The sequence below is a fragment of the Sphingobium sp. genome (genome assembly GCF_041987595.1).
GTDB lineage: Bacteria > Pseudomonadota > Alphaproteobacteria > Sphingomonadales > Sphingomonadaceae > Sphingobium.
In genome coordinates, this window is record NZ_JBHIWJ010000029.1 from 1 (window position 1) to 26,757 (window position 26,757).

Below are 26,757 nucleotides of genomic sequence, written 5' to 3' on the forward strand. Positions count from 1 at the left end.
CCTACGCCTGAAAGCCGTAAGAACCCAGGGCCGCCGCCCACATGTCCCTTCATCATACTAACAATGTCAAAGAACCGACAACTTTAGAGGGACAGCCTTCCCGCCTCGAAACTTCTTCCGAGGGAGGTGCGTCCCATCCATGTTGGCGACCGTCCAGTCCAGCGCCTCAGTGGCGGCGTCCCGTCCGGTGAGAGGCCATCTATGTGGGTCCGAAGATTCGGGCAACCCCAAAAATGACAGTTTCGGGAAATTTATCGAAAAAGAGCGACGAAATCGAGCTAGTCCATTGTTTTTGCGTTATTTATTTATAACCCAGCGCTCAATCCCGCATGCGTCGGGCGTCTCTGGCGTAGAGTTGCTGCCCCACCGACGCATCGAAATGCGCTTCCATCGCCGCCCCTGCCGCCGCCGGATCGCCAAGCTGAATCGTCCGCGCCAGATCCAGATGTCGATCGATCATCGCCTGCCGCTGCTCGGCCGCGGTGCGGGTACGCCAGGCCTGCGATACGGCCGTTTTCATCAACGGCGCAAAGGACCGGACGATCTGCGCGAACAGCTTGTTGGCGGCAGCGTCGGCTATGGCCTCATGCAAGGCGATGTCATTGGCGGTGAGGCGGTCCTTGTCGCCGTCCGCCTCCGCCATGGCTTGCGCGAGCGCCATGATCCGCGCGGCCTGTTTTTCGGTGCGGCGTTCGGCCGCGAGCATGGCGATGCGGACCTCCACCGTCCGGCGCACGTCCCAGACCTCAGCGACGCTGATCTGCTCCGTCGCCACGGCATGATCCAGCGAAGCGCCCATCACAGACCCGTCGATCGCGCCGACCCTGGCCCGGCGGCCATTGGCAACGTCGATCAGGCCCAATGCCGCCAGCGCACCAAACGCCTCCCGCATGACCGCCCGGCTGACGCCCATGTCTTTCGCGAAACTGCCTTCGCCGGGCAGACTGTCGCCCACTTTCAGATCATGGTCCCGGATATGGTCGCGAACCGCCTGGATCGCGTGATCGACCAGCGACCCCCCGTCTTCCGTCATGCGCAGGGTCATGCAGCCAGCCGGTGCGAACGATATTGCGTGGGCGCAATTCCGAAGCGGCGCACAAAGGCGCGGGTGAAGCTGGTATTGTTGAGATAGCCGCATCTATAGCCGATGGACGACACCGGCAGTTCGGTCGCCAGCAGCATTTCGCCCGCCTTGCCCAGACGCTGCTGCGCGATCGCATCGGCCACCGAGCAATCGAACATGTCGCGGAAGCCGCGGGTCAGCTTGGCGCGGTTGAGGCCGCAGGCGCGGGCGATCATGTCGAGAGTGAGCTTCTCTGCCCAGCGTTCTTCGATCAGGCGGCGCGCGGCCAGCAGCCTTTCGCTGTCGGCGCGGGAGAGGATGGCATCCTGACCGATGGGGATGAAACCGCCTTCCCTGGCGGTGCGCAGAATGTCGCAAAGCAATTCAATGCATTTCGCAAGCCGATAGGGCGTCGCCGCGGCTTCATGAAGATCGCAATCCCGAATGGAGAGCGCAATGGCGCGCAGCGGCGCTGGGAGATAATAGGCCGTGTCGAACTGAAGCGGAACGGGGCCGTCGGCCACCCGCTCACAGGCTTCGCGGGTGACCAGCAGGATCAGGCGGCTGCCGCTTTCCCTGTTGAGATCCTCCACCGTAGGCCGGTCGATCATGCGCATCGACGCCGATTGGCCGACCGAACCAAAACCCAGCATGAACAGGCGACCGGATCCGCTCTGCTCAGGCAAGCGGGCTGGCCCGGACCCCAGCAGGGCGATCATTTCCGGCGACACGTCGATTCGGTGCATTTGGCGCTTCTCCTATGCGAAGGAGAATGACCTATCTGATAGGTTTGAGCAAGAGCTATCTGATAGGTGCCTTGCGCCTGGCCTGCGCAAAGGCCAGCAGGGAGAGGGCGCTGACCGCCGTGCCGACGACGGCCAGCCCTTGATTCAGATGAGCTTCGCCACCCAGCAGCGCGCTGATGAGAGTGACGAGCGTGGGTGCGACGCCAAAGCCGATCAGCCCGGCAATCGCAATGAAGGCGCCGATGCACAGACCCCGCAACTCATTGGGCAGGAAGACGGTGAGCGCAACCGAAGTGACAAGGCCGGTGACGGTGCCGCAGAGCATCAGGGCGCCAAGCGCGAGCGCAAAGCTTCCGACGCCGGGCATGACCGGAAATAGGGCGGAGGGTATGCCCAGTCCCGCCGCAATGACCGCGCCGGTCAGCAGGCCTCCCCTGCCGCGGCGCTTCTGGCCCCAGTCAGCCGCGAAGCCGCCCAGGATCGCACCTGCAACGCCAGTGACGAAGATCAGGCCGCCCATCCAGCCGGCAAAGTCCGGAGGCGCAAGGCCATAGCTGCGCGAGAGCACCGGCGACGCCCAGATTGCCGCCGCGGCATCGGCCATCACGACGGAGACCTGTCCCATGAACAGCGGAGCGAGAAAGGCGCGGCGCGACCAGAGTTCGCGGACAATCGTGCCCCAGGGGGCGTGAATGCTGGATTCGACTTCGTGGCGAGCCGGTTCGCGCAGGGTCAGCATCGGCAGGATGAGTGCTGCGCTGAGCAAAGCGAGCGCGAAATGGGCGGCCCGCCACGGCGCGGCATGCGGGAACCATTGGGCGCCCACGCCTTGCAGGAACAGCGCCAGCAGCCAGCCAGCCAACGCGAAGGCGGCGGCCTGACCCAGACTCTTGCCCAGCGTCACGATCAGCAGGGCGCGGCCGCGCTGTTCGGGCGCACACATGTCGGCCGCCAGCGACAGCGCAGCCGTCAGGGCGCCGGTCGTGCCCACGCCCGCCAGCATGCGGGCCAGAAAAAGCATCGCGACGCCCTGCGCAGTGGCGGTAAGGAAGGTGCCCAGCGTCCAGATGATGGCGAGCAGGACGAACAGCCTCAACCGGCGCATCCGGTCGACCATGATACCGATCGGGATGGAGAAGAGCAGCAGCGGGACGGCGGCAGCCACACCCTGCACCAGCGACAGCTGGAAATCGGAAAGCGCCATCTCCGCCTTCGCACCTTCCTGCACCATGCTGAACGACCCCATCATCGTGAAGCCGGATGCCATGGCGAGCGCAAGGATGAGGAGGGATGGGAGGGCATGGGCGATCGGGGAGGCGGGGTCGCCCTCACCCTTCCCGCTTGCCGCCGCAAGCGGACTCCTTCCCTCTGTCCCGCGGAGAGAGGGTGATTTGGTGGCGCTGTCCAACAGTCTTCCTTTCCATGATGTCCGGCCGCGGAAGGGGGAACAAACGCGGCCGGACAATTCAGCCCCCCGGCTGAACGGCGAAAATCTTGCCCGGATTGAAAAGATTTTTGGGGTCGATAGCGCGCTTGATGACGCGCATCATGTCCACCGCATCGCCCAGCTCGTCGATCAGGCACTGCTGCTTGCCCAGCCCAATTCCATGTTCGCCGGTGCAGGTGCCGTCCATCGCCAGTGCACGCTGCACCAGCCGCTCGTTGAGCGCCTCCACCTCGGCCATTTCTTCAGGCGCTTCGGGATCGATGGAGAAGATCACATGGAAATTGCCGTCGCCGACATGGCCCAATATGGTCGCGGGCAGGCTGGCCCCGTCCAGATCGGCGCGGGTCTGGGTAATACACTCGGCCAGTCGGCTGATCGGCACGCAGACGTCCGTGGCCCAGCCGATGGCGCCCGGACGCAGGTTGACCGCAGCATAATAAGCCTCGTGCCGGGCCTTCCACAGCTTCGTGCGTTCTTCGGGCAGGTTCGACCAGCGGAATTCGCCGCCGCCGTTCATCGACGCGATCTCCTCCACTGTCCGAACCTGCTCGTCCACATAGGATGGCGACCCGTGGAACTCGAAAAAAAGCGTGGGAAGTTCGGGATAATCGAGCTTCGACCAGCGGTTGACGGCGCGCATCTGATGGTCGTCCAATATCTCGACCCGCGCCAGCGGCACGCCGATCTGGATCGACTGGACGACGGTATCGACCGCGCCCTGCAGCGTTTCAAAGCCGCACACCGCCGAGGAAATGGCCTCCGGAATGGCGTGGAGGCGCAGGGTGATCTCCGTGATGATGCCCAACGTCCCTTCGCTGCCGATCATCAGGCGGGTGAGGTCATATCCCGCCGCCGACTTGCGCGCCCGGCGGGCGGTGCGGATGTCCCGTCCGTCCGGCGTCACCACGCGCAGCGACAGGATCGCCTCGCGCATCGTGCCGTAGCGCACCGCATTGGTGCCGGAGGCGCGGGTGGAGGCCATGCCGCCGATCGTGGCGTTGGCGCCGGGATCGATCGGGAAGAACAGGCCCTGATCGCGCAGATGTTCGTTCAGTTGCTCGCGCCGCACGCCGGCCTGCACGGTGCAGTCGAAATCCTCCTGATTCACCTCCAATATGGCGTTCATCTGGCTGAGGTCGACGGTGACGCCGCCCTGCACCGGCAGGGTGTTGCCCTCGATCGAGGTGCCCGCGCCAAAAGGGATGACCGGCACCTCCGCCGCGACGCAGAGCTTCACCAGCGCGGCCACCTCCTCCGTCGAACGGGCGAATATCACGGCGTCCGGCAGGACAGGGGCGAAATGGGTCTCGCTCTGTCCATGCTGGCTGCGCACCGCTTCCCCGGTCGAGAGGCGGTCGCCGAAAACCGCGCGCAACTGGTCGAGAAAGCCTTCGGGCAAAGGCTTGCGCGGCTGGGGGGACGGCGCGCTCATCGCGATCAGAACCGGAAGCTGGCGCGCACGCCATAACGGCGCAGGTCGCCGATGATGCCAAGGTCGGACGCGGGCAGACCCGCCAGCTGCAGCGTGGTCTTTTCGATATAGCTGTCGAAATATTTCTTGTTGAACAGATTCTGGCCGAACGCCGCCAGTTCGATCCCGCCCGCCGTCGCGAAGGTGATGGAGCCGTTGACCACCGCATAGCCCTTCAGGAAGGTCGGCACCGTCTGGTTCAGCGTCGCGGCGAGACGGCGGCCCTTGCCGTTCAGGCTGGCATTGAACGTCAGCCTGTTGTCTCCGATCGGCACGACATAATCGCTGCTGACGTTATACATCCAGTCGGGCTGGAAGGTCAGATGATCGCTCGCCAGGGTGCGGCCCGTGATGGCGGTATATTCGCGCGTGTCGGTGAGGCGCGCGTGCATATAGGTGAGGCCGCCCGACAGGGTCCAGTTGGCCGTGGGCCGCACCGTCGCCTCCAGCTCGGCGCCGTAGCTTTCCACGCTGCCCGCATTGAGGTCGACCGTCACCAGCCCCGCCGGAACGGCGGGCGCGATCGAGTTCAGGCCGATATAATGTTTGTAATCGCTGTAGAAGATATCGCCTGCCAGCGAGAAACCGGGCGCGGCATATTTGGTGCCGATTTCATAGGTCCAGGCATTGTCGCCGCGATAGGTGCGCAAGGGCGCGTTGGGCGCATTGAAGCCGCCGCCGCGATAACCCCGCGCGGCCGAAGCATAGCTCATCAGCTGCTCGTTCCAGTGATGGGTGATCGACAGGCGCGGTTCGACCTCGTTCGACTTGATCTGCGCGGGCGGGATGGCGATGCCCGCGATGGTGCCGGTCGCCTTGCGATCCTCATGATCGTAGCGCAGGCCCAACGCCACTTCCCATTGCGGGTTCGGCTTCCAGAAGACGGTGCCGAAGGCGGCATAGGTGTCCCCGGTGCGATGGTCGATCTGGCGCACCTGGCGTCCCAGGATGAGGATGTTGGTCAACGCATCGGCGTCGAAGCTTTCCCGGCTGTAGAACAGGCCGACCAGCGTGGAGAGCGTGTCGCTGAGCGTCGTGTCGAAGCGCAGTTCCACCGTCCTGGTGCTGAGCCTGTCGGTGCCCGACAGGCGCACCGCATCGAGCGGGCCGAAATCGCCGTCCGAATCGGGCGAGTCCGTCGTTCGCGCATCATAGGCGGCAAGCAATGTGACCTTCGTGTCGATGCCTTCGACCGGCAGCTCGATCCGACCGTTCACGCCCTTATATCTATAGAAGGTCAGGCCGGTGGTGTTGAACTGGTTGGTGCGCTGATAGTCGGTCGGCCCGGTAACGCGGGCATAGGGAACATTATGGCCCTTCACCCAGTCATAATAGCCGTTGAGCGCCACCACCACGTCATTGCCCGGCGTGAAACGCAGCGTGCCGCTGACCGAATCCGTGTTGAGGCTGTTGCTGTTGCCGCCGACCACGACATTTTTGATGAAGCCGTCCTGCTGGCGGTGGGAGGCGCCGATGCGGATGGCGAGCCGATCCTGCACGATCGGCGCGGAGACGGAACCGGAAACGAGCCAGCTGTCATCCGGCCCGGCATAGCTCGCCTGGCCCCGCACCTCCAGATCGTTGCCCGGCTGGCGGGTGATGACGTTGATCGCGCCGCCCAGCGTGTTCTTGCCGTAAAGCGTGCCCTGCGGCCCGCGCAGCACCTCGATCCGCTCGACGTCGAGCAGCGGGTTGTTGAGATAGGCGGTGTTGGGTCGGTAGATGCCGTCGATGAACAGGCCGACGCCCGGCTGCACCGTCTGCACCAGCGTCACGCCGACGCCGCGGATCGAGACGAAGGCGCGGCCTGCGCCGTCGCTGGAAATGTTGAGGCCTGGGGTCAACACCGCCGCCTCGCGCACGGAATTGATGTTGCGGCGGGCCAGCGTGTCGCCGCTGACGGCGGTGACCGCGACCGGCACATCGAGCAGCGTTTCCTGCCGTTTGCGAGCGGTGACGATGATCTCGCCCTGATCGGCCGGGGCGACGACCGGCGCCTGCTGGGCCAGCGACATAGGGGGCAGCGCGGCGACGATGGCGGCACCGGAAAAAAGCAAAGCCTTGAACGTCATACATCCTCCCTCCCGAACGCCCGAGGGAATCATGCCTGTCGGGTCTGATCTGGAATGATCCGACCCTATACCTATCAGATAGGTTTGGGGAGGGTCGCCGCTTTGCTTTTCGGTTCGATGGGTTGGCCGATCGGATCAGGCGGCAGGCTTACCAGCAGGTGTAGCCGCCGTCGGCAAGCACGATGCTGCCCGTCATCAGGCTCGCCGCATCGGACGCGAGAAAGGCGACCACCGAGGCGACCTCCTCCGGATCGCCCAGCCGCGCCATCGGAGTGGAGTCGATCCAGCGCCGGAACATGAGGCTGCTTTCGTCCGCAAAACGGTTCAGGGGCGTGCGGATATAGGTGGGCGCCACCGCATTCACGCGCACGCCCCGTCCCGCCCACTCGGCGGCCAGGCTGCGGGTCAGCTGATGCACCGCCGCCTTGGACGCATTATAATAGCTCTGCTCCTGCGGCCGGTTGACGATGAAGCCGCTCATCGACCCGATGTTGACGATGCTTCCGCGCCCGGCGGCCAGCATGTGGCGGCCAAAGGCGCGGGCGCACCAGAAGGTGCCGTTCAGATTCACGTCGATGACGTTCAGCCAATGTTCGTCGGTGACGGATTCGGCCGGGGTTTCACTGCGGGCGATGCCGGCATTGTTCACCAATATGTCGATCGGCCCGACATGGTCGGCGACCTCCGTGACGCGGCGGCTGTCGGTCACGTCCATGACCATGCCTTCGGCGGGGATGCCCCGTGCGTCCAGCGCCGCGACCGTCGCCCGCACCATGCCGGGATCGAGATCCGCGACGATAGCCGTCGCGCCCATCTCCGCCAGCGCCTCGACGCAGGCAAGGCCGATGCCGCTCGCCCCGCCGGTGACCAGCGCCCGGCGGCCATCCAGTCTGAGCCTTTCGAGATACATGGCAGAAATCCTCTTTGGAGCGTTTTCCAGGCGGATGGCGATCATCCGCCGACTTGAAAAACGCGATAAAACAAAGCTCTAGGGGAGGAAGGGCGCCGCCGGCATGGGCGCTTCAGAAATCGCCTCCCCCCGCGCCAGTTGATAGACCTGCCGGTCCTCGCGGGTGAAGGCGCGCCACGGCAAGGCTCCGGACCTGGCGAAATCGACCCAGATGCGGTGAACCCGGTCGGCCAATTCCTGCGGCGGCGCCTCGCCGCACAATCCCTGCGGGCCGGTGACGCTGGCCAGCGTGTCGAAGACGAAGGGCAATTCCATCGCATGGGCCGCGCCCAATCCCCCGAACCCCGGCTCCCCGAACAAAGGCGACCGCCATTCGAACTCATACATATGGGTGCGGCCCTGATGCTCCTCGGCAAAGCGGCGGGCAGGCCAGCGGAACACCAGATCGTGCAGCGCGTCGGTAAAGGCATGGCCGGGCTTCACTCCCTTTGCCCCCATGCCATAGGCCTTCAGCACCCGCCGGGCCTGCGGCTGGCATTTATGGATGAAATAGGTGGCGAGCAGGCGGCCGATCTTCTCGCGAACGCCGGTCGGGACGAAATAGAGGTTCATCTCCTCCGCGTTGCTGCCGATCAGCAGGTCGATCTGCGCGCCCGCGCCCTGCCGCAAAGCCTCGATCGGCTTTTCGGGCAACACATCGTCGCCATGGACGGGAATGAAGCGGCTGATGCCGAACACCGGCTCGCGCCCCTCCTCATCGCGCAGGTCGAGCCGCGTGGTCGGCAGGCCGACTTTCTCCACCGCATCCAGCATCGCGCCCGGCTCGATGGATCGGAAACCGGCTTCGTCGGGCGTGATCTTCAGCAACTGCGCGAGCTTCTTCACCAGCCTTTGCGCGACGCCTATGTCGCGGGTCATCGCGCCATGGCCGCTTTCGATGATGGCGCGGCGGAACAGCCCCTTTGCGCGGGGCGAGGTGACGAGGTTGGCAACCGACATCCCACCCGCCGATTCGCCGAAGACCGTGACATTGGCCGGATCGCCCCCAAAGGCCGCGATATTGTCCCGCACCCAGTGAAGCGCGAAAATCTGGTCGCGCAGGCCCAGATTGGTGGGGATGCCGGGGATCGGCAGGAAGCCCTCCACCCCCAGGCGATAGTTGATCGCCACCAGCAGCACGCCGTCGCGCGCAAAGGCGGTTCCGTCCTGCACCGGCGCATCCTTCGACCCCAGCACGAAGCCGCCGCCATGGATGAAGACCATGACCGGCAGGCCGCTCTGCGCGCCGGCGGGCTTCCAGATGTTGAGCGCCAGATAATCGTCCCCCGGCACCCAGCCATGACCGATCAGGGCATGCGCATCCAGGCCGGGGACGGCGCGGACCTTTTGCGGCGCATTGGGTCCCGGATCGCTCGCCTGCCGAACGCCGTCCCAACGCGCATGCGGCTGCGGCAGGGCGAAACGCCGGGCGCCAACCGGGGCGGCGGCATAGGGAATTCCGGAAAAGCGCGTCACCGCGCCTTCGTTCACCCCGCTGACGCTGCCTGACCGGGTTTCGACGATTTCCTGCATCGCTGCTCCTGCACGCTCATTTTACATGCAGGATAGACGGACGCCCGCGCCGGGGGGAGCGGAAACTCTGTGCCGAACCGCACGCTGAAAGTGCCGAACGGGCGCCCTTGCGCCGGGCGCGGCACGGGCGCATAGATGGACGATCCACCATGACATCCAGCGCCGTCCCCAGCTTTTATCTCTATGGCGAACCTCAGCGAAGCGTGGCGGAGGGCTTCGTCCATGTCGAAAGTCTGGACGACCGGTCCCGCCCCAGCGAATGGACGATCCGCCCGCATGTCCACCGCGACCTCAATCACATCATCCTGATCGCCGAAGGCGGCGGGCAGATGCGGGCGGAGGCGGAGACGGTGCATTTCGAGGCGCCGTGCCTGCTGCTGATCCCGGCGGGCATCGTCCATGGCTTTGCATGGCACCGGGAATCGCGTGGCTGGGTGACGACGATCGCCGACAGCTATCTGCACCATCTGCTGGAGCGGGACGGCGATCTGGCCGCGCTGTTCCGCCACCCCCATGCCGTGACGCTGCGCGCCGACGACGGCGCCGACGCCGAACAGGGGATCGGGCGAATGGCGCGTGAACTGGGCTGGGCCGGGCCGGGGCAGCGCGCTGCGGTGGAGGCCGCACTGCTGTCGGTCATGGTGCTGGCGCTGCGCCATGGCGCGCTCGCCCGGCAAAGCCATGGCGGCAGCGCCCGGCAGGCGGCGCTGGTGGCGCGGCTGCGCGAACGGATCGAACAGCGCTTCCGCCAACGCGAGCCGGTGACGGACCATGCGCGGGCACTGGGCGTCAGCCTGACCGCGCTGCGTCAGGCCTGCGCTCTGGTGGCGGGCACCTCGCCCGCGGCGATGCTGGACGAACGGACGCTGCTGGAAGCGCGGCGGCTGCTGCTCTATTCAAACCTTTCGGTGACGGAGGTGGCCTATGCCGTCGGTTTCGAGGATCCTGCCTATTTCTCGCGCTTCTTCACCCGCCATGTCGGTCAACCGCCGCGCGGCTATCGCGCGGCCAAGGATGATTGAACCGATGGAAAAGCGGCAGGACGGGGGACGGCAGCGATCATGACGGCGGAGATCCGCGCTATTCTCGACCGGCTGAGGACGCCGACGGACAATGTGGTCACGCGGGCGCGGCGCATGGTGGAGGCCCATGTGCCTGAGGACCGGCGCGGGCCGGGATGGGACCGGCATTGGCGCGAGCTGGAAGCCTATCTGGAACTGCCAGGCCAATGGCCGGGCAAGGCGGAGGTCGAGGAAGACCGTTAGGACGCCGACCCGCAACTGGCACGTTCGAGGCTTGAGGCAAAGGGTCCGGCATGAGGAGAGGGGGCAGGCATATGCCCTTCACCGCTCCCGAAGCGCTTCCTGCGCCTTGTTGATCGGCTTCATCAGATATTGCAGCACGGTCTTGCGGCCGGTGCGGATCTCGACGGTCGCGACCATGCCCGGCATGATTGCATGGGCCCGGCCATCCTTCGTGCGCAGGATGGACTGTCCGGTGCGCACATAGACGCGGTAATAGACCTGATCGCGATGCACCTCATCCTGCAAGGTGTCGGGCGAGATGCGGTCCACCGTCCCCGCAAGCGTGCCGTAGATGGAAGGATCATAGGCGGTGATCTTGACCGTCGCGGGCAGGCCGGGCCGAATGAACGCGATGTCGCGGGGGGACATGCGCGCCTCGATCAGCAACTGTTTTTCCAGCGGCACGATCTCCATCAGCGAACCGCCCGGCTGGATCACGCCGCCGATCGTCGTCACCTCCAGATTTTTGACGATGCCGCGCACCGGGGAGCGCAGCTCCGTGCGGTCCAGCTGGTCGCGACGCCCGCCCACGACCTGCGTCACCTGATCCAGTTCGGCCCGTGCCTTGGCATAGTCGGCGCTGGCGTCGATGACGAACTGGTTGCGCAGGGAATCGAGCTTGGCCTGAATCTCGTTTTCCTGACGGCGCAGCTGGATCACCTCGACCTGATTGGCGGCGCCCAGTTCGACCAGCGGCTCGGTCATCGCCAGCTGGCGGCGCGTGAGCGCCAGCGACTGGCGCAGGCTGGCCGTCGCCACCTCCAGATTCTGGCGGCGGGAGCGCATCAGTTCCCTCTCCCGCGCGATCAGACCCGGCGTGGCCTGCACCGCCGCGCTGAAATGCGGCTCGCCCCCGTTTATCTCCGCCTCCAGCCGGGCGGCCGAGGCCTCCAGCGCCCGTGCCTTGGCCTCCGCCTCGCCCAGCATGGAACTGAAACGGGCGCGATCCAGCGTGGCCAGCTTCTGGCGGGGTTCGACGATATCGCCTTCATGGACGAAGATGCCGTTGACGATACCGCCCTCCAGACTCTGGATCGTCTGGCTGCGCGAAGGCGGCGTCACCTTGCCGGGGCCGATCGCCACCTCGTCCAGCACGCCGAACCAGGCCCAGATCAGGAAGGCGAGCACGCCGATCGACACGATCGGAATGATGCGCAGCCTCCCCAGGGTGCGCAGCCAGCGGCTCTCCTCTTCGCCGGGCAGTTCGTCCCAGGTGGCGCCCCTCATGCCCGCTTCTCCTTGAGCGCGGGTCCGGCGAGCGCAGCCAGCACCTTGTCCCTGGGGCCGTCCAGCGTGATCCGGCCATTGTCGATCAGCACGATCCGGTCGACCAGTTCCAGCAGACCGGGCCGGTTGGTCGTCACCACCAGCGTCCGCCCGCGAAGCCAGTTTCTGAGGTTCGCAACCAGATTGCGCTCGCTGATGTCATCCAGCGGGGCGGATGGTTCGTCGAGCAGCAGGATATGGCTTTCCCGCAACAATGCGCGGGTCAGGAGCAGCGTCTGCCGCTGCCCCCCGGACAGGCCGGCACCGCCCTCCTGCAACAGGAGGTCCAGCCCCTGCGGCTGATTCTGGATCAGCGGGATGCCGCCGGTGACGGCAAGCGCGCGCAAAATATCCTCATCGCTCACCCCCGGCGATCCGATCGTCAGATTTTCGCGGATCGTGCCGAGGAAAAGCTGTGCCCCCTGCCCCAGATAGGCCGTATCGCGACGGACGTCGGTGGGGCTGATCTGCGTCATCGCCGTGCCGTCGAGCAGAGCCTCTCCGCTGGTGGGCCGCGCCAGTCCCGCGAGCAGCCGCAATAGGGTGGATTTGCCCGCCCCGATCCGGCCCAGCAGCGCGACCCGCTCGCCTGCCCGGATGGTCAGCCGTTCGACCTTCAGCGCGACCGGCGCCTCCGGGTCATAGGCGTAGGTCACGTCCTTCAGCTCATAATGGCCGTGCAGCGCCGGACGCCGCAGCAGGCCCTGTTCGGGATCATGGTCGACCGGCTTGCCGAACAGGTCGTCAAGGCCCGCCATGGCGACCTTCGCATTCTGCCAGCGGGTGAAAATCTGGCCGAAGGGCACGAACAGCACCAGCGCGCGGCTGGTGAGGATGGAACAGGCGATCAGCGCCCCCATGGTCATGTCGCCGTCCATGACGCGGAAGGCGCCCGCCACGATCACCACCGTATAGGCGAGCTGTTGCAGCGTCTGCGTCCAGTTCACGAACAGCGCCGTCAGGAAGCGCTGTTCGCCGCCAACACGCGATCCGGTCAGGGTCAGCCGCTCCCACAGGGTCTGGAAGCGGGCCTCGGCCTGGGCGGACTTGATCTCGTCGATCCGCTCGATCGATTCGACGAGGATCGCGTTGCGCAACGCGGCCTCCCTCATCCCTTCGGTCGCCAGCCGCGCCAGCGGGCGTTGCAGCAGCAGGCCGGGCAACAGGATCAGCAGCGCAGCGCCCGCCAGCACGAAAGTCAGCGGCCCGGCCAGCATGGCGAAGAGGATCAGGAACAGCGCGATGAAGGGCAGATCGATCATCGCCGACACGGTGGTCGACGTCAGCATTTCGCGGATCTGTTCTATATCGCGCAGCTGCGCGATCAGCGCGCCGGTCGATCGCGGCCGCGCATCGTTGCGGATGTCGAGCGCGCGCGCGAAGATGCGGGAGGAAATCGCCATGTCCGCCCGCCGCCCGATCCTGTCGACCAGTTGCACCCGCGCCGTGCGCAGCATCAGTTCCAGCAGCAGCGCCATGCCCGTGCCCAGCGCCAGCACCCAGAGCGTGGGGATTGACTGGGCCGGGATCACCCGGTCCCACACCTGCATGGCAAAGAGCGAGGTGGCAAAGGTCAGCAGATTGCCGAACAGCGACCCCAGCATCACCTCGCCATAGCCGCGCCGATCACTCAGAATGATGTCGCGCAGCCAGCTTTTGGGTGGCTTGCGCAGGAACTCGTCCAGCCGGGCATCGCGCGAACGGGTGGAGAGCGGCTCGACGAAACCGATGCGGCCGGTCGCCTGCGCCTGAAACTCCGCGAGCGCCAGTTCAACCGGCCGGTCGCGACGCAGCCCCGGCAGGGTGGCGCGGACATGGTCGCCGTCGCGGCTGTGCAGAATGGCAGCCCCCTGCCCCTCCAGTTCGACGATCACCGGCAACAGCATCAGCGGCACATCTCCGGCCGCCATGGTCACGATGTCGAAGCGCAGCCCGGAAAGCTGGGCGGCATGAATGACCGCCTCCTCCAGTCCCTGCCCGTCCACCCAATAGAGGCGGCCCATCAGTTCCGGCGCGCTCAACGGCACGCCCTTCAGCGTGCCGAGCGCCGCGACCGCCGCGATCCAGGGGCTCTGCCGCAATTCCGGGCGGTCAGCCATCGGGGTCCTCCTGTTCATTGAAGCGCGCAGGCAGGCCAAGCGAGGGCCGCAATGTGCCGCGCAGGGTTTCGAACTTCACCCGCGCTTCCATGATGTCATGTTCCGCTACGATCCGGGCGCTGGCGGCGCGATAGATTTCCAGTTGGGTGTTCAGCAATTCGGTCAGCGTCCGCTTGCCCAGCTTATATTCTTCAAAGAAGATGCGGCTGGCCGTGACCGCCTGCCGTTCCTGAAGGCTGTAGGCGGTAATGCGCGCCTGTCCCGCGCGGATTTCCTGCCGGGCGGTCAGCGCCCGGCCCCGCATGTCCAATATTGCCGCTTCCCGCGTGGCCTGAGCGGCGCGCCGGTCTTCCTCGGCCGCCGTCACCAGATAATGGTTGCTTCGGCGGTAGAGGTCGCCCGTTACCGTCACCAGTGCGGTGAAGCTGTTGTCGCGGACGTTGTAGCTGTAATTGTTCCGGGTATAGCCCAGTTGCAGGCCCAGTCGCGGATAGCGTTCCGCCTTGGCCTGTCCGATTTTCGCGGCGGCCGCCCTTTCCGCCTTTTCTGCCGCAACGATCGCGGGCAGGGATGCATAGTCCGGTTCCTGATCCCCCGCCTCGAAGCGGGAAATCTGCGCCGCCGGATCGGCATAATGCTGGGCCGGGCCGCCGGTCAGGTTGGCGAGCGCAGCCTTTGCAATGCCGAGCGAGGTTTCCGCCTGGATGGCGTCGCCCCGCGCGCTTTCCACCCGGACATCGGCCAGCATCAGGTCGGACTTGTCCGAAATCCCCGCATTGACGCGCAGCCCGATTTTCTGGCGCAGCTGTTCCAGTTCAGCCACCTGCTTGCCAGCTTCCGACGACAGCGCCTCGAACCGCTTCACCTCCAGAAAGGCAAGCGCGCCCTGTTCGGCCAGCTGATCGGCAACTGACTCCAGCTCATGCCAGCGCTGGCCCGTAGTCGCGCGGGCGGCGCCGATCTCGCCCTTCGACCGGCCAAAGTCCCAGACCTGCTGCTGAAGATAGACGCTCGGTCCCGCCATATTCTCATTGAGGCCGGAGCCGTTCCGGCCCGAAAGCATATGGGGTCCGACATTGGCCTGATAGGATAGTTGCGGCGTCCATGCCGCCTTCGCCGCGCCCAGATCCGCCCTGCCCCGCGCCAGGGCGGCATTGGCCTTCGCGATTTCGGGGTGGCGGGCCAGCGTCAGCGCCACCGCCCCCGCCATGTCAAGCTGCCCCGGAAGCGGCGCGGCCGCCGGCCTGCCCCCATCCTGCGCCAGCGCGTGTCCCGCGGCCAGTGCAGCGACAATCGCCAGCCCGGCAATCTCGCACAGCCTGAACCCCATGCGCCCCCTTTTTTTGCCCTACACCACGACCATCACAGGATGGTCGACGTAGATGTTGGTGGTTCCCAAAGTGTAATGATTATAGGCTTCGCCATTGATCTGCGTCTGACCGACGAAGGTAGCGCCGGTCATGGTGACGCTGTCGCTGCCGTCGCCCAATATGGTGAGCTGGCGATTGCTGTCGGTGGCGCGCAGGACGCCCGCTTCGGTCAGCGTGATCTGCCGCCCGGCGTCGCGGGTGCCAAGGTCGATGCGCTCGATATTGCGGATGTTGTTGACGGCATCCAGATTAAGCACTGGACCGGTGCCGGAGTTGATCAGCAGCGTGTCGGCGCCGGCGCCGCCGTCGATCAGCGTGTCGGTCGCGTCATAGACCAGCGTATCATTGCCATTGCCGCCGTTCAACGTATCGGCCCCGGCCCCGCCGCGCAGGAAATCATTGCCGTCATTGCCATTCAGCGTGTCGGCGCCGCCATAGCCGTAGATCCGGTCATTGCCGCTGGTGCCGTTCAGCGTGTTGGCGCTGCCGTTGCCCTCGACCAGATAGGGCGATCCGCTGGCGTTGAGCAGACTGAGGTCAAGCAGCGTCCCGACCGCCTGCGTGGAGGTCAGATTGGTCGTGTCGGTGGCGCTGATCGTCGTGGCACCCAATATGTCGAGGCCCAGAAGGCCCAGATTTTGCTGGAAGTGAACCGTATTGAGCAGCTCGTTCACCGCCAGATTGTCGATCGCCCCACCGCCCGATGCCGTGATAGTCAGTTGCGAGCTGGGCGCGATGAACAGGGTGCCGGGATCGTTGACGATGGAAATGACGAGCCCAAGTTCGGCCGCCAGCGCGGAGGACGCCGTCAGCGTGTAGGAGCCCAGCGACAGCAGGGGCGCAAAGCGGATGGTGACGCTTTTCAGATTATTGTTCACATCAGCGGCGGAAAAGGCCTGGTTGCTGAGATCGATCAGGTTGAGCGCCTCGACCCCGACCAGACCCAGCAGCGCCGTGCCGCTCGCCTGCACCACCGGAGCCTGAGCGCCGACAGCGGCAATGGTGAAGCTTTGCGAGGCACCGTTGCCGACATTCCCCGCTGCGTCGACCACCCGCACCGCAGCGCTATGCGTGCCGATGGAGAGCGTCCCGGCGCCATAGAACCAGCTCGTGCCCGACGCGGCAGCGTCGACCCAGCCGCCATTGTCGATCTGGATCTGGACCTTTTCCCCGGCGCCCAGCGCCGCGCTGAGCGTGCCGCCAATGGTCGGGCTGTTGTCCTGCGTGCTCCAGTCGCCGACGGTGCCGGTATCGACCGTCAGGCTGGTGATCGCGATGGTGGCCGTGGGTGCCAGCGTGTCGACCGTCATGCCATAGGCGGCGGACCCCCCACTGGCATTGCCCGCCGCATCCACCGCGACGGCGGTGAAGCTGTGCGCGCCGTTGCCCAGCGCGGTGGATGGCGTGAAACTCCATGCCCCGGTCCCGTTGGCAACCGCGCTGCCAACCAGAGCGCCATTGTCATAGACCAGCACGGTGGCGCCCGCCGCCGCCGTGCCATTCAGCGTCGGAGCGCTATCGTTGGAAATGCCGCCATTGGCGATCGTGCCGGTATTGGGCGCGACATCGTCCGTGATGACATTGATGACGGGAGCTGCCGGAGCCGTGAGGTCGACGGTGATGGCGAAAGCGCCGGATGCCGGGCTGGCATTGCCTGCCGCGTCGGCTGCCGTTGCGGTGAAGCTGTAGCTGCCCTCGGTCAGGGGGGAGGCCGGACTGAAGCTCCAGTTGCCCGAGGCGTCGGCAATCGCGGTGCCCAGCGCCGAACCGTTGGCAAGGATGGTGACGGTCGATCCCGCCTCCGCCGTGCCGCGCAGCAGCGGCACCGTATCGTTGGTAACCCCGCCATTGGCCACCGGACCCTGCAACGTGCCGACATCATCGGTGATGCCGGCGATCACCGGCGCAGCAGGCGCGGAGGTATCGACGCGAATGACAAAGGGAGAGGAAAGCGTTCCCTGATTGCCGACCGCGTCGGTGGCGCGGGCCGTGAAGCTGTGGTCGCCCTGGGCGAGCGGCGTGCCCGGCGTAAAGCTCCAGACGCCCGATCCATTGGCTGTCGCCGTGCCAATGACCGCGCCATTGTCATAAAGCGTGACCGTCGCTCCAGCTTCCGCCGTCCCGGTCAGCAGCGGCAGCGTATCGTCGGTCGTGGCGCCATTGGCCAGCGTTCCGGTGCGCGTGCCCGCGTCATCGGTGACGGCCGCAATGGCTGGCGCGGCCGGAGCGCTGGTGTCGACCGTCAGCGCATAAGCGGCGGAAGCGGCGCCGACATTGCCCGCTCCGTCGCGCGCCGTCACAGTGAAGCTGTGCGCCCCATCGTTCAGCTGGGCCGGTGGCGCGAAGCTCCATGCGCCCGATCCGTTCGCCGTCGCAGTGCCCAGCAGCGCGCCATTGTCGTAGACGGAGACAATCGCCCCCGCCTCCGCCGTCCCGGTCAGCAGCGGTTGCGCATCATCGGTCGTGCCGCCGTTGGCGATGATGCCGGTGATCGCGCCCGCATCATCTGCGGCGGACAGGATGACCGGCGCATCGGGGGCGCTGGTGTCGATGGTCAACGTGAAAGCGACCGATGCCGGACCACTGTTCCCGGCAAGATCGGTGGAGGTGACGGTCAGGCTGTGCGCTCCGCTGCCCAGCGGCGTGGCGGGAGTGAAGCTCCACGCACCTGAGCTGTTGGCGGTGGCCGTGCCGATGGAGACGCCATCGTCAAAAATGGTGACGGTCGCGCCAGCCTCCGCCGTGCCGCCGAGCGCCGGACGGCTATCGTCGGTCACCGCGCCCGAACCCAGCGCGCCCTGCACCAATCCCACATCATCGGTTACCGTCAGGATCGAGGGGGCGAGGGGTGCGGTGGTATCTACGGTCAGATTGAAGGCGCTCGACGCGGGGCCGCTATTGCCCGCAGCGTCCGTGGCGATGGCTGTCAGCGCATGTGCGCCGTTGCCGAGCGGCGCGCCGGGCGTAAAGCTCCAGGCACCCGTTCCGTCGACCTGCGCCGTGCCGATCGCCGCGCCATTGTCATAGATGGTGACGGTTGCGCCCGCCTCCGCCGTGCCGCTGAGTGCGGGCCGCGCATCGTCGGTCAGCCCGCCATTGGCCAGCGCGCCCTGAACCGGGCCGACATCGTCGCTGGCTCCGCTGATGGCGGGCGTGGCAGGCGCAGTCAGGTCGATGGTGATGCTGTAGGGCGCCGATTCAGCGCTGACATTGCCGAGCGTGTCGGTGGCGGTGATGGTAAAGGCATGCAGGCCCGCCGCCAGCGCAGCGCCGCCATAGCTCCACGCCCCCGTCCCGTCGGCCCCGACTGTCGCGATCAGCACGCCATTGTCATAGATGGAGACGCTGGCATTGGCCTCCGTGGTGCCCGACAGGGTTGGCGTGGTGTCGTCGGTCGACCCGCCATTCGCCACGGTACCGATGACCGTCCCTACATTGTCGGATATGGCAGCGATGCCGGGCGTCACCGGACCGGCCCGGTCGATCACCGTCGTCGCCGGGGTGGAGACATTGCCCGCCGCGTCGGTAGCGGTCACGCTGACCGGCGTTCCATCAGCGAGCGGCGCTCCGGGCACATAGGTCCAGTTGCCGCTGCCGTCGGCCGTGACGGTCGTTTCCGGCGCGCCGTCCCCATTGAAGTCGAGATTGACGGTCGCCCCCGCCTCCGCCGTGCCGGACAGGACCGATCCATTGCTGGCATCGACCGTGGGCGGCGCAGGCGGACTCGTGTCGACCGTCAGCAGGAAGGGAGCCGTGTTCAGGCTTTCATTGTTGGCAGCGTCGGTCGCCGTCACCGTCAGACTGTGCGCGCCTTCCGCCAGCGTCGGGATATAGGTCCAGTTGCCCAGGCCATCGGCGGCGGTCGTGCCTATGACGACGCCGAGGTCATAAATGGTGATCGTCGCCCCGGCCTCCGCCGTGCCGCTGATTACCGGCGTCGCGTCGTTGGTCGAAACGCCGCTGCTCAACGGTCCGGTAACAGGCGCGGCATCGTCCGCGATGACGACCAGCGGAGGCGCGGGCGGCGTCGTGTCGAGACCATTGTCGACGATCTGCGCCGGGCTGCTGCCTGATGCATTGCCTGCGGCGTCGGTGGCAGTGGCACTCACCGTATCGCCATTGGAAAGGGCGGGGGTGAAGGTTACCAGCCACCGGCCGAAACTGTCGGCTACGGTCGTCTCCGTCGCGCCGCTGCTGGCCGTGACGGTGACCGTCGCGCCCGCCTCCGCCGTGCCGGTGACGCTGTTGCCGTCCGTCGGATCAAGCAGCGGCGCGGCGGGCGCGCTGGTATCCACCCGGAGCGCAAAGGCAGCGGAAGGCACGCCTTCATTGCCCGCCGCGTCGGTGGCGGTGAAGGTGAGGCTGTAATCCGCCTCGCCCAGGGTCGGCGACCAGATCCAGCCGCCGCTGCCATTGGCCGTCACGCTGTCGATCTGCACGCCATTGTCATAGATGCGGATGACCGCGTTCGCCTCCGCCGTGCCGGCGAAAACCGGGGTCGTATCGTTGGTAGCGCCGCCATCGGTGATGAGACCGGCCTGCGGCGACACATCATCCGTCACCGACGACAAGGCCGGCGCGGCGGGCGCCGTCGTATCGACGCTGAAGGTGAAGGCGGCCGTCGGCGTGCTGACATTGCCTGCCGCGTCGCTGGCGGTCAGGGTGATGCTGTGCGGTCCTTCACCCAAGGGGGCGGCGGGCGTGAAGCTCCAGGCACCCGTTCCATCGGCGGTCGCCGTGCCCAATATCGTGCCGCCGTCGCGGATGGTGATGGTCGCGTTGTTTTCCGCCGTGCCCGAGAAAGTGGGCCGGGTATCGTCTGTCGTGGCGTTCAATCCGATCGCGGTCTGCACCGACCCCTGATCGTCGGCCACGCCCACCAGCACCGGCGGAGCGGGCGGTAGGGCGTCGACGATGATGGCGGCAGGTCCCGACAGATTGCCCGCCGCGTCGCTCGCCGTCGCGGACACGCCGGCGCCGTCCGCCAACGGAGAGGCAGGGGTGTAGGTCCATGCGCCCGTGCCGTCCGCCTGCACCTGCTGCGTCACGGCGCCATGGCTGATGGTGATCGTGGCATTGGCCTCCGCCGTGCCAGTCACGCTCTGGCCGTTGCTGGGGTTGATCACGGGGGCGGCGGGAGGACTGACGTCGATGGTGAAGGTGAAGGCGGCGGAGGCTGGGCCGACATTGCCCGCCCGGTCGGTGGCGGTCGCCGTGATCGCCTGCGCCCCGGCGCCCAGCGGCGAGGGTGGCGTGAAGCTCCAGGCACCCGTTCCGTCGGCATTGGCCGTGCCCAGCAACAGGCCATTGGCATAGAGCGATACCGTCGCGCCCGCCTCTGCGGTGCCGGAGATGAGCGGCGTCGTGTCGTCAGTGACGCCGCCCGCGCCAATCCCGCCGAGGATCGCACCGGCATTGTCGGACAGCGATCCGATCTGCGGCGCGGACGGCGCGCTGATGTCGATGGTGATCGCATAGGCTGCGGACGCCGGCCCGGCATTGCCTGCGCCGTTGGTGGCGATGGCTGTAAAGCTGTGGCTGCCCGGCGCCAGCGGCGCGGAAGGGGTAAAGCTCCAGAGACCCGAGCCATCGGACTGGGTCGTGCCCAACAGCGCCGCGCCGTCATAGACGGATATGGTGGCATTGGCGGGGCCGGTGCCGTCGATTTCCGGCAGCAGGTCGTTGCTCGCGCCGCCGTCGGGCACATTGCCCGCCGCCGGGCTGACATTGTCCGCCACGCCGCTGATGACGGGCGCCGCCGGAATGCCGGTGTCCACCGTTATGCCGTAGCCCGCCGACAGCGCGCCGACATTCCCCGAAAGATCGGTCGCCTGCGCGGTGAAGACATGCGCGCCGCCGCCCAGGGGCGCGGTCAGTTGCAGGCTCCATGTCCCGCTTGCGCCCACGACGACGGTTCCGATCAGCGCGCCATTGTCGAAGATGCGGACCGTCGATCCGATCTCCGCCGTGCCCGAGACCAGGGGCAGCGTGTCGTCGGTCGTCCCGCCGGGCGCGACGATGCCGGTCTGCACTCCGACATTGTCGGTAACGCTGTCGATGGCCGGTGCGACCGGGCCGGTGGCGTCGATGATGACGCTGCCCGGTCCCGACATGTTGCCCGCCGCGTCGCTGGCAGTGACGATGACGGTCGTTCCGTCGATGATCGGGCTGGAAGGCGTATAGGTCCAGCCGCCAAGCGCATCGGCCGTGACGGCGTCGTCCGCCGTGCCGTCGCCGTCCAGATCGAGATGGACCGTTGCAAGGGCCTCCGCCGTGCCGGTCAGGAGCCCGCCGGCACTGTGATTGATCGTGGGTGCGGCGGGCGGCGTCACATCGATCGTCACGCTGAAGGGCAACGACGGCGGCCCCGCATTGCCCGCCGCATCGGTTGCAACGGCGGTGAAACTGTGCAGCCCCTCGCCCAGCGGCGCCGAAGGGGTGAAGTTCCATGCGCCGCCGCTCGCGAGGACCGTCCCGATCAGCGTCGCTCCGTCATATATGGCGACGCTCGCGCCCGCTTCGGCGGTGCCGGACAGGCTGGGCAGAATGTCGTCGGTAACGCCGCCGCTCGCGACCGGCCCCTGCGCGCCGCCGATATTGTCATTGAGCATGGCGATGACGGGCGCGGCGGGCGCGGTCGTGTCGATGGTGATCGCCAGCGCGGCAGAAGGACCGCTGGCATTGCCCACCGCGTCGGTCGCAATCGCGGTGAAGCTGTGCCCGCCCGGCGCGAGCGCGGACGACGGCCGATAGGTCCACTGCCCCAGCGCATCGGCCGTTACCGTGGCCACGACCACACCATTGTCGCGGATGGTGATGCCGGCGTTCGCTTCGGCCGTGCCGGACAGGACCGGGCGGCTGTCATCGGTCGAGCCGCCAGGCGCGACGCTGCCCTGAACCGGCCCCACGGCATCGGTCAAACCCGTTATTATGGGCGCTGCAGGCGGCAGGCTGTCGATGGTCAGGGCAAAGGCCGCCGAAGGCGCGCTGACATTGCCCGCCGCATCGGTCGCGGTCAGCGTGAAGCTGTGATTGCCCTGCCCCAGCGCACCCGCCGGGGTGAAACTCCACGCGCCGCTGCCGTCGGCATTGGCCGTGCCGATCGCTGTGCCATTGTCGTAAATGGTAACGACAGCATTGCCTTCCGCCGTGCCGGCGAGCGCGGGCCGCGTATCGTCGGTCAGCCCGCCATTGACGATGGCGCCCGCAACCGATCCCGCATCATCGGTGACCGCAGACAGCAGCGGCGACGCCGGAGCGATGCTGTCGATGACCAGCGCAAAGGCGGAGGAAGGCACGCTGACATTGCCGACCGCGTCGCTCGCGGTGGCCGTGAAATCATGGCTGCCCTGCCCCAGCGGCACGGGCGGGGTAAAGCTCCATCCGCCCGATCCATCCGCCGTCGCCGTGCCCAGCAGCGTCCCATTGTCATAGACGGCGATCAGCGTCCCGGGATCCGCGCTGCCCGACAGTGCGGGCTGGCCGTCGGGCGTCGAGGCGCCGCTGGCAAGATTGGTGGTTGCGCCATCCGCGCGGGCGGACAGGATCAGCGGCGCGGCGGGCGGCAGCCTGTCCACCGTTGCAGATGCCGGACCGGACATATTGCCTGCCGCGTCGACCGCCCGAGCGGTAATGACCGTGCCGTCCGTCAGCGGCGTGCCTGGCGCGTAGGTCCAGATTCCCGCGCCGTCGGCGACCGCGGAGCCGTCAGTCGTGCCGTTGCCGTCAAAGTCCAGATTGACGGTCGCCCCCGCCTCCGCCCTGCCGGTCACGATCGACCCATTGCCGGGATCGATCGCTGGAGCCGCCGGTGGCGCCGTGTCGACCGTCAGCGCGAAAGCGGCCGAAGGCTGGCTTTCGTTGCCGACGCCGTCGGTGGTGGTCGCGGTCAGGCTGTGCGGCCCTTCACCCAAAAGGGGTGCAAACGTCCAGTTGCCCGATCCATCGGCGGCGGTCGTTCCGACCAGCACGCCGTTGTCATAGATCGACACCGTCACCCCGGCCTCCGCCGTGCCTGTCAGCACCGGTTGGGCATCATCGGTCGAAGCGCCGTCCATCAGCGCTCCCTGTATCGCCCCTGCGTCGTCATTGACGCTGCCGATCACCGGCACCGGGGGCGGCGTGGTATCGATGCCGCTGTTGACGATCGCGCTGGCCGCCGGAGAGACATTGCCCGCCGCGTCCGTTGCCACCACGCTCAACGCTGTGCCGTTGGCAAGCGGCGACGCGAAGGTGACGCTCCAGCCGCCGGTGGCGTCTGCGGTCGCGGTCGCGTCGGGCACGCCGTCGCCATTGCTATCCACCGCGATGGCCGCCCCCGCCTCCGCCGTGCCGGACAGGGTGACCCCGTCGGTCGACTGGAGCACGGGCGCCGAAGGCGCGCTCAGGTCGACGATGACGATATGGCCCGCCGACGGGCCGGAGACATTGCCCGCCGCATCGGTCGCGGTAACGGCAAAACTGTGCCCTCCTTCGGCAAGGGGTGCCGGCGTAAAGCTCCACGCGCCTGCCCCATCCGCGGCGGTCGTTCCGATCAGCGTGCCTCCGTCATAGACATAGACGGTAGAGCCGGGTTCGGCTGTGCCGCTGATCGTGGGCGTCGAATCGTTGCTGGACCCGCCGCTGGGGACAATGCCGGTCTGCAAGGCCACATCGTCGATTACCGACAGGATATAGGGCGCGATGGGCACATCGGCATCCACCACAATGGTCGCGGGCGGCGAAACATTGCCTGCCGCATCGACCGCCGTGACGCTGACGCTTGCCCCATCAGGAATGCGCGAGTCCGGCACGAAGATCCAGTTGCCATCGACATCCGCCACCGCCGAGCCGTCGGCCGTCCCGTCACCGTTCAGGTCGATCCGGAGGGTCGATCCCGGCTCCGCGACCCCGACCAGACCCGCGCCATTGCTGGGCGAAATGGTGGGCATGGCGGGCGGGGCCGTGTCGATGACGAGGTCGAAGGCCGCCGTAGGCCGGCTTTCATTGCCGCTGCCGTCAGTCGCCGTAACGGTCAGACTGTGCGCGCCCTCGCCCAGCGCCGTCGCCGGGGTGAAGCTCCATTGGCCGGCGCCATTGACGCCTGTGGTGCCGATCGCGACTCCATTGTCATAGATGGTGATGGTCGCGCCCGGTTCGCCGCCCGATCCGCTGAGTTGAGGCCTTCCGTCGTCGCTCACCGCGCCGCTGACCAGCAGGCCCTGCACCGTGCCGACATCATCGCTGACCGCGCCGATCACCGGCACCGGCGGCGGCGTCGTGTCGAGCGCCGCGTCGACCCTGGCTGTGCCCGGCACCGATACATTGCCCGCCGCGTCGATCGCAACGGCGCGAACCAGCGTGCCGTCGGTCAGCGGCCCGTCCAGGGTGACGCTCCACGCGCCGGACGCGCTGGCGATCGCGCTGACGTCGGTCACGCCGTCGCCATCGACATCGATCGCGACCGTCGCCCCCGCCTCGGCGCTGCCGGAAATGGTAAGGCCGTCGGTCGGGCCGAGCAGCGGCGCGGCTGGCGCAGTCAGATCGATCGTCAGCAGATAGGGCTGGGACGCGCCGCTCACATTGCCTGCGGCGTCAGTAGCGGTGACGGTGAAGCTGTGGTTCCCCTCCGCCAGCGGATCGACAGGCGTAAAGCTCCACGCTCCGCTGGCATCGGCAGTGACCGTCGCCACCACCATGCCGCCGTCGAAAAGGGTGATCCGCGCTCCCGCTTCGGCATAGCCGGTCAGCAGGGGTTGGCGGTCGTCGGTCGAACCGCCGCTGGGCACGATGCCCTGCACCGCGCCCGCATCGTCACTGATCGCGCCGATAAAGGGGATGGCAGGCGCGCTGAGATCGATGGTCAGCGATGCGGGGTCGCTGACGTTGCCAGCCGCATCGGCCGCAGTGACGGTGACCATTGCACCGTCCGCCAGAGGCGCGGCGGGCGTATAGCTCCAGCGGCCATCGGCGCCCGCGGTCACCGTCCCATCCGCCACGCCGTCGCCGTCAAGATCGATCGCGACCGTCGCGCCCGCCTCCGCGGTGCCGTTCAGCACCGTGCCGTTGCTCGGATCGATCACCGGCGCCGCGGGAGCCACGGCATCCGTGACGATCCGGGTCTGCGGCGAAACATTGCCCGCCGGATCGACCGCCGTCACCGTCACTGCCGTACCGTTGGCGATCGGCGCCGCCGGGCTGTAGGTCCAGTGGCCGCCGGCATCAGCCGTTGTGGTGCCGTCGACCGAGCCGTCGCCATTCAGGTCGATGCGGATGGTCGCTCCCGCCTCGGCCGTGCCGCTGATCGTCCGGCCGTTGCTGGGTGCGACCACCGGCGCAGGGGGCGGTGTGGTGTCGGCTGGAGGAACCGGCGGCCTTCCGCCCCCTCCCCCGCCGCCAGCCGCCGCAGCGACAAGTCCGCCCGCGCCCAGCGCGCCCAGTCCGATGAACAATCCGCTGCCAAGACCCGATGACGCCGCCGCCTCCGCTCCGAAAGGTGAGAGATTATATCCCAGCGCCTCCTGCGAGAGATCGCCCGGCGCGGCGCAAACCGCGTCGCTCAGAGTCACCAGCCACTGCGCCGCACTGTCCGGATCGCTCAGGCTCAAATCGCCCATATCCTGACCCGAACAGGCAAAATAGCCTTCCAGACGAATCGCTGAGCCGTCGGCAAAGCGGATGATCAGGTCGTCGCCTTCGCGGACCATTGCCGCGACGCTGTCGTGCGGCGTTATGATGCGAACATGGGAACCGGCTTTGACGGGAATTGCGCTGTGGACTTCCCGCGCGACCGTTGTGTTAACGACTTTGGTGGCGCGGTCGACAATTTCTACCCGTCTCTCCATATTCCGTCTCCCGGGAAGAAGCTTTCTTCCAGTGAAAAGGCCTTCGGCAGTGATTATATTTATGATGCCATGATATATTCGCGGCAGTAAAATTCAACTATAACATAGCATTAACAAGGAATTATATATTCCTTTTTCTAACAGGCAAAATTACATCGTCAAATGCCGAAAAATTCTTGAGAACTTTCGTGAGATATTTTCGGGCGCTGAGATGGAATTGGCAGCAATTACTTTTGGCTTTCCATCGGCCAGGGTGTATTTCTTGATCTTTCAAGAAAATAGGTTCAAGCCATTCCGCTAAACCCTCGTTCGTTGCGCCGGTTCCTTCATATGCGCAAATATCTCACGAATTTTTAAGGCCTTGCTGGAAATTGCCCAGTTTCCGGGCTGTCCGCCGGGAACAAAATATTGCCATTTTGGATGTAATGATAAGGCAGGACAGGCCCGGCTGTATCCGGTTGCCATCTCTGGTCGGGGCAGCCGGGCCTGAAAATCGCGTGATGATGACATCGAGCGACGCTGCGACCTCCCCGAGCAGCCGACAGCGACCCGATCATAGCGCGCGGGCCACGCGAAGGCACTTGCGCAACATGCTGATCCGGCGTCCCTTCTTT

The 26,757-nt window shown here is 66.6% G+C and carries 13 protein-coding genes; 2 read left to right on the forward strand and 11 right to left on the reverse strand.

Features of this window, described 5'->3' with window-relative positions; all coding sequences use genetic code 11:
* Positions 1-319: 319 nt before the first annotated feature.
* The 7 genes from ACFC3J_RS09670 to ACFC3J_RS09700 all read right to left on the reverse strand — a co-directional run bounded on the left by ACFC3J_RS09670 (position 320) and on the right by ACFC3J_RS09700 (position 9,281).
* A complete protein-coding gene (locus ACFC3J_RS09670; RefSeq protein WP_375195965.1) occupies positions 320-1,045 on the reverse strand; it encodes a FadR/GntR family transcriptional regulator in 726 nt (241 codons plus the stop codon).
* Positions 1,042-1,809 carry a helix-turn-helix domain-containing protein gene (locus ACFC3J_RS09675; RefSeq protein ID WP_375195966.1) on the reverse strand — a complete coding sequence of 256 codons (768 nt, stop codon included), beginning with the start codon at positions 1,807-1,809 and terminating at the stop codon, positions 1,042-1,044. The genes ACFC3J_RS09670 and ACFC3J_RS09675 overlap by 4 nt, the downstream gene beginning before the upstream one ends.
* 55 nt (positions 1,810-1,864) lie before the next feature.
* Positions 1,865-3,217, reverse strand: coding sequence for an MFS transporter (locus tag ACFC3J_RS09680; protein WP_375195967.1), 1,353 nt, complete (start codon positions 3,215-3,217; stop codon positions 1,865-1,867).
* A gap of 58 nt (positions 3,218-3,275) precedes the next feature.
* A complete protein-coding gene (locus ACFC3J_RS09685; protein ID WP_375195968.1) occupies positions 3,276-4,688 on the reverse strand; it encodes an FAD-binding oxidoreductase in 1,413 nt (470 codons plus the stop codon).
* Between the two features lie 5 nt (positions 4,689-4,693).
* Positions 4,694-6,799 (reverse strand): TonB-dependent receptor, encoded by a 2,106-nt coding sequence (locus ACFC3J_RS09690; RefSeq protein ID WP_375195969.1) that lies wholly within the window; start codon positions 6,797-6,799, stop codon positions 4,694-4,696.
* A gap of 148 nt (positions 6,800-6,947) precedes the next feature.
* Complete coding sequence (locus ACFC3J_RS09695; RefSeq protein ID WP_375195970.1) at positions 6,948-7,709, reverse strand: SDR family NAD(P)-dependent oxidoreductase; 762 nt, start codon at positions 7,707-7,709, stop codon at positions 6,948-6,950.
* A gap of 78 nt (positions 7,710-7,787) precedes the next feature.
* Entirely contained in the window at positions 7,788-9,281 is a 1,494-nt protein-coding gene (locus ACFC3J_RS09700; RefSeq protein ID WP_375195971.1) for a carboxylesterase/lipase family protein, read from the reverse strand.
* A gap of 149 nt (positions 9,282-9,430) precedes the next feature.
* Here ACFC3J_RS09700 and ACFC3J_RS09705 point away from each other — a divergent pair, with 149 nt between their 5' ends.
* Together ACFC3J_RS09705 and ACFC3J_RS09710 are read left to right on the forward strand one after the other, a co-directional pair.
* Complete coding sequence (locus tag ACFC3J_RS09705; RefSeq protein WP_375195972.1) at positions 9,431-10,303, forward strand: helix-turn-helix domain-containing protein; 873 nt, start codon at positions 9,431-9,433, stop codon at positions 10,301-10,303.
* Between the two features lie 39 nt (positions 10,304-10,342).
* Positions 10,343-10,546: a hypothetical protein gene (locus tag ACFC3J_RS09710; protein ID WP_375195973.1), complete on the forward strand. Its 204-nt coding sequence runs from the start codon at positions 10,343-10,345 to the stop codon at positions 10,544-10,546.
* 78 nt (positions 10,547-10,624) lie between these two features.
* Here ACFC3J_RS09710 and ACFC3J_RS09715 read toward each other — a convergent pair whose 3' ends face one another.
* From ACFC3J_RS09715 to ACFC3J_RS09730, 4 genes are read right to left on the reverse strand one after another with little or no spacing between them, the layout of a single operon-like run.
* Positions 10,625-11,812 (reverse strand): HlyD family type I secretion periplasmic adaptor subunit, encoded by a 1,188-nt coding sequence (locus ACFC3J_RS09715; protein ID WP_375195974.1) that lies wholly within the window; start codon positions 11,810-11,812, stop codon positions 10,625-10,627.
* A complete protein-coding gene (locus ACFC3J_RS09720) occupies positions 11,809-13,950 on the reverse strand; it encodes a type I secretion system permease/ATPase (RefSeq protein ID WP_375195975.1) in 2,142 nt (713 codons plus the stop codon). The genes ACFC3J_RS09715 and ACFC3J_RS09720 overlap by 4 nt, the downstream gene beginning before the upstream one ends.
* Positions 13,943-15,280, reverse strand: a complete 1,338-nt coding sequence (locus ACFC3J_RS09725) for a TolC family protein (RefSeq protein ID WP_375195976.1) — start codon at positions 15,278-15,280, stop codon at positions 13,943-13,945. Before ACFC3J_RS09725 ends, ACFC3J_RS09720 begins: the two co-directional genes overlap by 8 nt.
* An 18-nt stretch (positions 15,281-15,298) precedes the next feature.
* Positions 15,299-26,143 carry an Ig-like domain-containing protein gene (locus ACFC3J_RS09730; RefSeq protein WP_375195977.1) on the reverse strand — a complete coding sequence of 3,615 codons (10,845 nt, stop codon included), beginning with the start codon at positions 26,141-26,143 and terminating at the stop codon, positions 15,299-15,301.
* Positions 26,144-26,757: the final 614 nt, after the last annotated feature.

What these genes read in the sequence shown, in the direction of transcription:
- ACFC3J_RS09670 (WP_375195965.1), bottom strand. Translation starts at nt 1,045, where the DNA reads ATGACCCTGCGCATGACGGAAGACGGGGGGTCGCTGGTCGATCACGCG.
- ACFC3J_RS09675 (WP_375195966.1), bottom strand. Translation starts at nt 1,809, where the DNA reads ATGCACCGAATCGACGTGTCGCCGGAAATGATCGCCCTGCTGGGGTCC.
- ACFC3J_RS09685 (WP_375195968.1), bottom strand. Translation starts at nt 4,688, where the DNA reads ATGAGCGCGCCGTCCCCCCAGCCGCGCAAGCCTTTGCCCGAAGGCTTT.
- ACFC3J_RS09690 (WP_375195969.1), bottom strand. Translation starts at nt 6,799, where the DNA reads ATGACGTTCAAGGCTTTGCTTTTTTCCGGTGCCGCCATCGTCGCCGCG.
- ACFC3J_RS09695 (WP_375195970.1), bottom strand. Translation starts at nt 7,709, where the DNA reads ATGTATCTCGAAAGGCTCAGACTGGATGGCCGCCGGGCGCTGGTCACC.
- ACFC3J_RS09700 (WP_375195971.1), bottom strand. Translation starts at nt 9,281, where the DNA reads ATGCAGGAAATCGTCGAAACCCGGTCAGGCAGCGTCAGCGGGGTGAAC.
- ACFC3J_RS09705 (WP_375195972.1), top strand. Translation starts at nt 9,431, where the DNA reads ATGACATCCAGCGCCGTCCCCAGCTTTTATCTCTATGGCGAACCTCAG.
- ACFC3J_RS09710 (WP_375195973.1), top strand. Translation starts at nt 10,343, where the DNA reads ATGACGGCGGAGATCCGCGCTATTCTCGACCGGCTGAGGACGCCGACG.
- ACFC3J_RS09715 (WP_375195974.1), bottom strand. Translation starts at nt 11,812, where the DNA reads ATGAGGGGCGCCACCTGGGACGAACTGCCCGGCGAAGAGGAGAGCCGC.
- ACFC3J_RS09720 (WP_375195975.1), bottom strand. Translation starts at nt 13,950, where the DNA reads ATGGCTGACCGCCCGGAATTGCGGCAGAGCCCCTGGATCGCGGCGGTC.
- ACFC3J_RS09725 (WP_375195976.1), bottom strand. Translation starts at nt 15,280, where the DNA reads ATGGGGTTCAGGCTGTGCGAGATTGCCGGGCTGGCGATTGTCGCTGCA.
- ACFC3J_RS09730 (WP_375195977.1), bottom strand. Translation starts at nt 26,143, where the DNA reads ATGGAGAGACGGGTAGAAATTGTCGACCGCGCCACCAAAGTCGTTAAC.